This window comes from Chthoniobacter flavus Ellin428 (assembly GCF_000173075.1).
Lineage (GTDB): Bacteria > Verrucomicrobiota > Verrucomicrobiia > Chthoniobacterales > Chthoniobacteraceae > Chthoniobacter > Chthoniobacter flavus.
On sequence record NZ_ABVL01000007.1, the window covers coordinates 314,474 to 321,032 of the forward strand.

Annotated in this window: 6 protein-coding genes; all 6 read right to left on the reverse strand. The window is 60.7% G+C overall.

Going from position 1 to position 6,559, the window contains the following annotated elements:
* Window positions 1-356: 356 nt before the first annotated feature.
* Entirely contained in the window at window positions 357-1,508 is a 1,152-nt protein-coding gene (locus CFE428DRAFT_RS14305) for a cytochrome P450 (protein WP_006980277.1), read from the reverse strand.
* 712 nt (window positions 1,509-2,220) lie between these two features.
* Window positions 2,221-3,585 carry an acetyl-CoA carboxylase biotin carboxylase subunit gene (gene accC / locus CFE428DRAFT_RS14310; RefSeq protein ID WP_006980278.1) on the reverse strand — a complete coding sequence of 455 codons (1,365 nt, stop codon included), beginning with the start codon at window positions 3,583-3,585 and terminating at the stop codon, window positions 2,221-2,223.
* 6 nt (window positions 3,586-3,591) lie between these two features.
* Complete coding sequence (gene accB, locus CFE428DRAFT_RS14315; protein WP_006980279.1) at window positions 3,592-4,053, reverse strand: acetyl-CoA carboxylase biotin carboxyl carrier protein; 462 nt, start codon at window positions 4,051-4,053, stop codon at window positions 3,592-3,594.
* A gap of 80 nt (window positions 4,054-4,133) precedes the next feature.
* Window positions 4,134-5,297 carry an aminotransferase class V-fold PLP-dependent enzyme gene (locus tag CFE428DRAFT_RS14320; protein WP_006980280.1) on the reverse strand — a complete coding sequence of 388 codons (1,164 nt, stop codon included), beginning with the start codon at window positions 5,295-5,297 and terminating at the stop codon, window positions 4,134-4,136.
* A gap of 227 nt (window positions 5,298-5,524) precedes the next feature.
* Complete coding sequence (locus CFE428DRAFT_RS14325) at window positions 5,525-5,824, reverse strand: hypothetical protein (RefSeq protein WP_006980281.1); 300 nt, start codon at window positions 5,822-5,824, stop codon at window positions 5,525-5,527.
* Between the two features lie 3 nt (window positions 5,825-5,827).
* Window positions 5,828-6,190, reverse strand: a complete 363-nt coding sequence (locus tag CFE428DRAFT_RS14330; protein ID WP_006980282.1) for a formyl transferase — start codon at window positions 6,188-6,190, stop codon at window positions 5,828-5,830.
* Between the last annotated feature and the right edge of the window lie 369 nt (window positions 6,191-6,559).

A 6,559-nucleotide genomic window follows, 5' to 3' on the forward strand; every position in this document is an offset into this window, starting at 1 on the left:
ATTTGGCGGGACGAGAGGAGGCGGATTTCGAAGCCGGGACCGGCTTGGCGGTGCGGCGTTGCTGGATGAGGTCGATCTCGGGCCTTTCCCCGAGGGCGGCAACGAAGTGGATTGCGAGAGTGTCCGGGCTTTCGGGATCACTTGATACCGGATGACGGCAGGGATTTTTTCGAAGACCAAGGCTATGAGCACGGAATAGCGGCGTTCTGCGGAGGGCAGGGTGACCGCAGGTTGGACGCCGCTCTCTCGCCGTTCCATTGGGACCCATTAAATCAAGACTGCTGTAACGAGTAAGCGACGGAGCGCTTCCCTCCAGTGATACCGCCATGACGGTATGGCTCTCTGCAAAACCTACCCTACTCCAACGAAACTAGTTTCGCCAGGAGGGCGTCGTAGCCGACGGCGCGCCGGTATTCGGCTTCGACTTCGAAGTGCTGTTCGGCTTTGAGGATTTCGATGCGCTGGACTTGCTCGCACAAGGCTTTCATCAGGCTGCGCAGGACCAAGCGGGCTTGCGGGGCGCCGAGGCAGAGGTGCAGGCCGAAGCCGAAGGCCATGTGGGCATTGGGCTTGCGGTCGAGGTGCACTTCGTGCGGGTTGGGGAAGACGGCTTCGTCGTAGTTGGCGGAGGACCAACAGAGGGAGACTTTGCCCTGAGGCTTCACGGAGACGCCCATGACCTCGGTATCGACGGGGCAGACGCGGCCGATGTGGGTGAGCGAGGAAATGTGGCGGAAGAGTTCTTCGCAGGCGTTGACGATGCGCTTGGGGTCTTCGCGCAGATATTCGAGCGCCTGGGGATTTCCGCCGAGGTAGCCGAGGGAGCCGGTGACAGCGTTGATGACGGTGTCGCGTCCGCCGGCGAAGGCGAGATTGGCGATGCCCAGGGCTTCCACGCGGGTCATGGGGCGGCCTTGGAAGGTCGCTTGGTTGAGGTAGCTGAAGAAGTCTTCGCCGGGATTGGCGAGGGCACGGTCGAAGAGGCTGTTCAGGTAGGCCTCGAATTGCCGGCCACGCTCGATTTTGCCGGCGGCGTCGACGTCGCGGTAAACGTGGGTGCCCCAGGAGATCCAGACGTCGGCTTCTTCCTCCGGCACATTGAGCATGTAGGTGAGCGCCTTGGACTGATAGACGACGGCGAAGTCGCGGACGAGTTCGACGGAGTCCTGCCGGAGGGCGTCGGCGACCAGGCGGCGGGCGAGGGCTTCGACCTTGGCAATGACTTCGGGCAGCTTCGGACGGGCGAAGAAGGGCTCGACCAATTTGCGCGACTCGGTGTGATCGGGCGGGTCGACTTCCAGCGGAAACTGCCGCATGGAGCGGACGTCCTCTTCGGTCGGAAAGGAAAGCCGCCGAGGGGCGTCGGAACTGTATTTGTGCCAGTCCTTGGTGGCAGCTTTAACGTCTGCGTGGCGCAGGATCATGGGCACGCGCTCGCCCTCGAAATCGCAGGGGAGGACGCCGGCTTCTTTGCGTTTCTGCTCAAAGGGATCGAAGGGGCAGGACATGGGGGAAAGGATGAAGGCGGAGGGATGAAGGATGAAGAGCGGAAACCGTGCGCGGATGATTCCTGAAGGCGGTGGCGAGGGTCAACTGCACGAAGACACGCGATTGCGTAAGGAGCGGCTTCAGCGCGACTGCATGCCCATTTTTAACGCCGAGGACGCAGCGCGGCCGAGGCGGAGCCAAGAAATTTTAAACGCAGAGGCCCCAACGCGGCGAGCCGCAACCAAACGGTTTTCGACTGAGGAGGAGATCAACCACGGATTACTCGGATTTCACGGATTAAAGAATCCGCGGCGACCTCTAATCCGTGAAATCTGTGAAATCCGTGGTCAAAAAAATTTCCGCAAGCTGCGTACACTTTTCAGGTTAGCACTGCAGAGGCGCAGAGGGACGCGGAGAGGGGGCTGGTGAAGCAAAAAACCGCGAATGGACGCTAATGGACGCGACTCGGAAACGCCCTCATTTCCCCTCCATTCGCGTTCATTGGCGTCCATTCGCGGTTAAAAATCTACGCCCGCTGCGGAAACTTTTACGGTTAGCACTGCGAAGTGGAGAATTCTTCTCGCCGCGAGCAATTCCGGCACCGCCTTCGGGGTGCATTCTTCTTTTGGGATAGTTTCCGGGGGTATCGCTCGCAAGCTCGCTCAACCCCCGGTTACGGTCCAGCAGCCCTCCGGGCTGACGCTTTTGCTCGTTAAACGAGTACTCGCAGTATCATTTCCCAAACTCTTCCCCACGGGCTTCGATCAGTTTCGTGACGAAGCTGGTGTTGTAGTGGCCGCGCACGAAATCGGGGTCGTGCATGATGGCCTGCTGGAAGGGGATGGTCGTCTTGATGCCGGTGATGAGATACTCGTCGAGCGCGCGGCGCATGCGCTGGATGGCGTGCTCGCGCGTCGTGCCCATGCCGATGATCTTGGCGATCATCGAATCATAATGCGGCGGCACGGTGTAGCCGGAATAGGCGTGCGAATCGATGCGGATGCCGCGTCCGCCGGGGGCGTAGTAGAGATCGATCTTGCCCGGGCAGGGCTGGAAGTTATTGAACGGATCCTCCGCGTTCACGCGGCACTCGATGGCGTGATACTTGAGCTTGGCATCGTGCATCCAGTGGGAGAGCCGTTCGCCGGCGGCGATCTTGATCTGCTCTTTCACGAGATCGACCCCGTACGCTTCCTCGGTGATGCAGTGCTCCACCTGGATGCGGGTGTTCATCTCCATGAAGTAGTAGTTGCCGTTGTCGTCCATGAGGCACTCGATGGTGCCGGCACCGACGTAACCCACTTCCTTGGCGAGCCTCACACAATCCGCGCCCATCTTCTCGCGAATCTCGGGCGTCATGATCGGCGAGGGCGTTTCCTCGATGATCTTCTGGTTGCGCCGCTGCATGGAGCAATCGCGTTCGCCGAGATGGACGACGTCGCCGTGTGAGTCGGCCATGATCTGGAACTCGATGTGATGCGGGTTCTCGATGAGCTTCTCGATGTAAACGCCCGAATTGCCGAAGGCCTTCTCCGCCTCACTGCGGGCGGCGTGATAGCCCTGGACCAGCGAACCATCGTTGTGCGCCGGACGCATGCCGCGTCCGCCGCCGCCGGCCGTCGCCTTGATCATCACGGGATACCCGATCTGCCGGGCGATGCGCAGCGCGTCTTTTTCCGTCTCGACGATACCCTCGGAACCGGGCGTCACCGGCATGCCGGCCTTCTTGGCCGTGGCCCGGGCGGTATTCTTGTCGCCCATGGCGCGGATCGCCGCAGGGGGCGGCCCGATGAACTTGATATTGCAGCTCTCGCAGACTTCGGCGAAGTGCGCGTTCTCGCTCAGGAAGCCGTAGCCGGGATGGATCGCGTCCACGTCGCCGATCTCGGCGGCGCTGATGATGCGGTCGATCTTGAGATAGGACTGCGAGCTGGCTGCGGAGCCGATGCAGATGGCTTCGTCGGCCAATTGCACGTGCAGGGAGTCGACGTCGGCTTCCGAATAAACGGCCAGCGTCTTGACCCCGAGTTCCTTGCAGGCGCGAATGACCCGCAACGCGATTTCGCCGCGGTTGGCGATAAGGACTTTGTCGAACATAGGCGCTTAACGCACCTTGAAAAGCACCTGCCCGTATTGGACCGGCTTGCCATTCTCGGCCACGATTTCGGCGATGACGCCACGGCACTCGGCCTTGATCTCGTTCATCACCTTCATGGCTTCAATAATGCAGACCACGGTATCCTCGGTCACTTCCTGGCCGACCGTCGCAAAGGACGGGGCATCCGGGGACGGCGACGCGTAGAACGTGCCGACCATCGGGGAGGTGATTTCGCGCAGGTTACTGGTTTCCTTCGACTCGGCAGGGGCATCTGGAGTCGAAACGGTGGCCGCCGCCGTCGCCGGGGCAGCGGGGAACGCTACGGGGGCGGCGGTGGTGGTGATGACAGGCTGGAAGTCGGTCCCCTTCTTCAGGGTAATTTTGAAGCCTTCCTTCTCCATCTTGAAGACAGAGAGGTCGTTTTTTCTCATCAGGGCGATGAGTTCTTTGATTTCTTTTAAGTCCAAGGTTGAAATGGCTCCGGTTAGAGAAGTGGGATGCTAAGCGGCGCTTTCCGGCTCCGTCAACCCCCTTTGGCCACCCCTCTTCAGGGAATCGCCACCCGCAGTACTTCCAGAGTGGCGTCCAATTCCGCCTCGGTATTGTAACAATGCGGGCTGAAGCGGAGGTAGTCGCGGTTTTCCCGATCGTAACGCAGGGAAGCGATAATTTTTGCATTTTCGAGCGCGGCGAAGAGTTTTGCGCTGCCCGCGTGCCGGTGGCGGAAGGTAGTGATACTGCTGGCCGCCGGGCTGGAGATGCCCGGACCGAGAATCTGGAAACCCATTTCCTCCAGTTTCGGGACGAGATGGGCCTTGAGCTCCAGCAGGCGGGTGGAGATCGCGCCGATGCCCAGCTTCTGGAGGAATTCCAGGGCGGAGCGCATGCCGAGGATGCCGGCGATATTGAGCACGCCGGGTTCGTAGCGTTGGGCGCTGGGGACGAAGCGGATCTCGTCCAGGGCATTGAATTGGGGCGAAACGACGTTCCACGCACCGAGCAGGGTGGGGCGGAGCTTCTCGAAGTTGGACTTGCGCACGTAGACGATGCCGATGGCCAGCGGCCCGAGCATCCACTTATGGGCATCTGCGCTGAGGAAATCGATGTGCGCCTTTTCCACATCGAGCGAGAAAGCGCCGAGGGTCTGGATGGCGTCGACCGAGAAAAGGATGCCGCGGTCGTGGAGCAGGGAGCCGATCGCTTCGAGGTCGATCCGGTAGCCGGTGAAGAAATGGGCGCTGGCCAGGGCGACGAGCCGGGTCTTCGGCGTGAGGGCGGCGGCGACGAGTTCCGGCGTGATCTCCCCCGGCCCCTGCGGCTCCAGATAACGGACAGTCACGCCGCGCCGCCGGAGGTCAATCCACGGATAGACGTTCGCCGGGTAATCGCCGTGATAGCAGAGCACCTCGTCGCCCGGCTGCCAGTCGAGGCCATTGGCAAAGAGCGAAAGGCCGAGCGAGGTGGGGCCGAGCAGGGCAATCTCATCGGCCTGCGCGCCAATGAGTTGGGCACAGACCTGGCGGGTCTCTTTCACCGCCCGCAGAACGTCGCCAAATTCCTGGGGATTCCGCGCGCTTTGCTGGGTGTAGTCGCAGGCCGCATCGGCAACGAACTGTGGCAGTGCGGTTACGCCGGCATGAGCGAGGAAAATCTGGTCGCGGGAAACGGGGAAGAGGGCACGGCGTTGGGCTTCATCGGGAAAGAGAGTCATGCGAAAGGCAGAACATCCAACACCCAACCGTTTCGGCAAGCTCAAGGTCCTGAGCCTGTCGGAGGACATCCAACGTCCAACATTCAATAGCCTGCAGCGGACGCGTGGAACTTCACGGAGGGATGCGTTCCTGCGCGTTCCCCAATATCTCCACCCACGTTGCCAATGACTGGAAACGCGCAGGAGCGCATCCCTCCATTGTTAAGCGACCAGGCCCGGCAGGTCCCTTATTGGATGTTGGGCGTGGGGCGTTTGACGTTGGATGTTTGACCCTCCACCGCTTCCAAATGAGGCTGACTCGGCGGCGGCGTCGCTTCCGTTGACGTGAATTTCGTGCTCACCGTGATTTCCCGATAGGTCGTCTTCTCGCCCGTCTTCGGGTCGATCACGGTGGTCGCCCGGGAGGTAAAATTGGGTTTGGGTGGAGGAATGTACGGCTTTCTCTGAAACTGGGTGATGAGCATGACCACGCCGATGTAGGTGACGAACGCACCCATGCCGATGCAGAAGATCAAGCGAATGTCCATCGCTCAGCGGCGGCGGGTCTGCTCGCCTTCCTCGATCAATTTCCAAAAGCCCTTTTGCTGGCCGAGTTGATCGTCCTCGGTCAGGGGCAGCTTCGTGCGGAAGAGGAAATCACGCAGCGTGTTCTTGTGCAGCACGCGGTGCACGGTGATGCCTTCCTCCCGCCGGTCGAAATAGATGCGGTAGTCCTTGGCGCGATAGCGGAAGAGTCGCTTTCCATCACGCTCGAGGATGCCAAATTTTTCCTCGTCCAGCTTGTCGAGGTCTTCGGGCAGGAACTGAAATTCGGCCAGGAGGTCGAGTTGGAGGTCCTTGGGCAGCGCGGACATTTCGGCGGCGCTGATTTCATTGAAGACGATCTGAAGCATTAGGAATGGCGATTGGGGTAAACGTGGAAGGTTAGCCGAGCCGCGGCCAACCGGCAACGGCGTTTCCCAAGGATTGGTCATCTCGGGTGTGATTGAAAGTGGTGCCGGTGATCAGGGAGCTTTGCGGTCCTGCCAGAAGGATTCCCATAGTTGGTTGGCGCGGATGATGCGCAGTTGGGCGAGAGCATGCGCGTTGTGGGACAACCAAGCGCTGCCCGGGCTTTTTGAGGCGAGCTTGCAGGACGTGTTTGTGTCCGGACTCGATCAAGCCTGAGCCGATCGGTAGTTCGCGAGCCAGCGCTTTCGGGTAATCGAGGTATGGCCGGCGCCTGGAGAGATAGCCATGAGCGCTCCGCACCGGAGCTTCCT